This window comes from Arthrobacter sp. Hiyo1 (assembly GCF_001263615.2).
In the GTDB taxonomy this organism is placed as follows: Bacteria; Actinomycetota; Actinomycetes; order Actinomycetales; family Micrococcaceae; genus Arthrobacter.
The window spans coordinates 174,314-175,823 of record NZ_DF952470.1 but is presented as its reverse complement, the minus strand read 5'-3'; the positions used below and the strand labels follow the sequence as shown (position 1 = coordinate 175,823).

General features: G+C 62.3%; 1 protein-coding gene and 1 pseudogene. Both read right to left on the bottom strand.

Annotation, left to right across the window (positions count from 1 at the left end):
- A pseudogene (locus AHiyo1_RS09770) lies at positions 1 to 463 on the bottom strand (glycoside hydrolase); the annotation flags it as partial.
- A 165-nt stretch (positions 464 to 628) separates the two neighbouring features.
- Positions 629 to 1,510 (bottom strand): GGDEF domain-containing protein (locus AHiyo1_RS09765; RefSeq protein WP_059388445.1); only part of this gene is annotated, 882 nt, incomplete at its 5' end.

The following is a 1,510-nucleotide window of genomic DNA, read 5'->3' as shown; positions in this document are numbered from 1 at the left end:
GCCACAGGCCGCTGGCCTCGTCCTTGAAAACGAAGGGATCGCGCCAGTCGCCGGATTCATAGCCGGCCGGGGCGCCGAACGTCAGTTCCGGATGCTTGATCCACGTCAGCATTCCGTCCGTGCTCGTGGCGTGCATGACGAGTTGCAGGGGGGCACCGTCGGAGCCGAGGTGCCGGGGATTCTGTCCGGTATAGAACAGGTGGTGCATCCCGGACTCGTCGCACACAACACTGCCCGTGTAGGCGTTGAAGTCCGCCTCGCCCTCTCCGCCATGGTGCAGCGACACTCCATGATCCTCGAATCGCGTGAGGTCCTTGGTGGTCACGAGATTCCAGGACGTTCCCGGCTTCGGGTCGTTCCGCACCTCGTGCAGATAGAAAAGCCAAAACTCCCCGTCTTTCTGGAACGGGATCACGTCTCCGACCCATCCATCGGTGGGTTGGAAGAAGACTGAGTAAGTCATCGGCGTTGATGTCCATTTCTGCTAAAGCGTTTGATCACTGCAAGCGTAACCGAGGTCACACTTTTGATCAAGCGTTTAAGCAGATTGGTTTAGCGGACCGATCCCAGCGGTGCAGGATCGGCTCAGCGCGACGTTAGTAGCGCACGACGGCGGTGCGGTGCGCCGTCAGGAAGTTGCGCAGACCGCGCGGTTCCGTCCGAGGGACTTGGCCTGGTAGAGCGCTTTGTCGGCGGCCACGATCATATGGTCCACCTCGGCGTTGGCGAGGGTGCTGGGAGCAATGCCATAGCTAACCGTCGGGAAGGTGACGCCGTCCGGTGGTTCTGCCGCGGCCAGACGGCGGCTGATTTCGTTGGCAATGATTTCCGCGCTCTCCAGGTCGGCCCCTGGAAGCAGAATGGTGAATTCCTCTCCGCCATACCTTCCGACGAGGTCTGTGTGGCGGACCGAAGCCTGGCACGCGGTGGCGAAGGCCTGGATGGCAGTGTCGCCCGCGGCGTGGCCATGGCTGTCATTGAGGGCCTTGAAATGATCGAGGTCGGCGAGGATCAGGGTGGAGATCGACCCTGCAGAGTGCAGCCTGTTGATTTCCTGGGTGGCCAGCTCCATGAAGGCGGTGCGGTTGAGGAGCCCCGTCAGGCCGTCCCGGGTGGCGCGTTCGTTGAGCCCGTTGATGAGCTGCTCGTTGCTCAGCGCAGTCATGCTGAAGGACACGGTGACCAGAAGCACGATAGTGACCACACTGGTGGTTGCCGAGCTGAGATATGTGCCGAAGTCCGGGCCGTCGGGACCTTCCAGGACATAGGCGATTCCACGGCAGAGGAAGAAGGACGCCAGTACTCCCGCGGCGAGCGCCAAGGAGCGGTGGGCCTGTGAAACGCTGGGCTTCAACCGCCAGAGTTCAACCGTTGCCAGACCCATGCCCAAGGACATCATGGCCAAATACACCAGTCCGCCGGACCATGCGTTGGTGGCCGGGTTCTCCAGCGAGGCGGCCACCGCCGTGGCAACGGGTCCGGCGAGAAGCTGCCATCGCGGCGTTGGAAG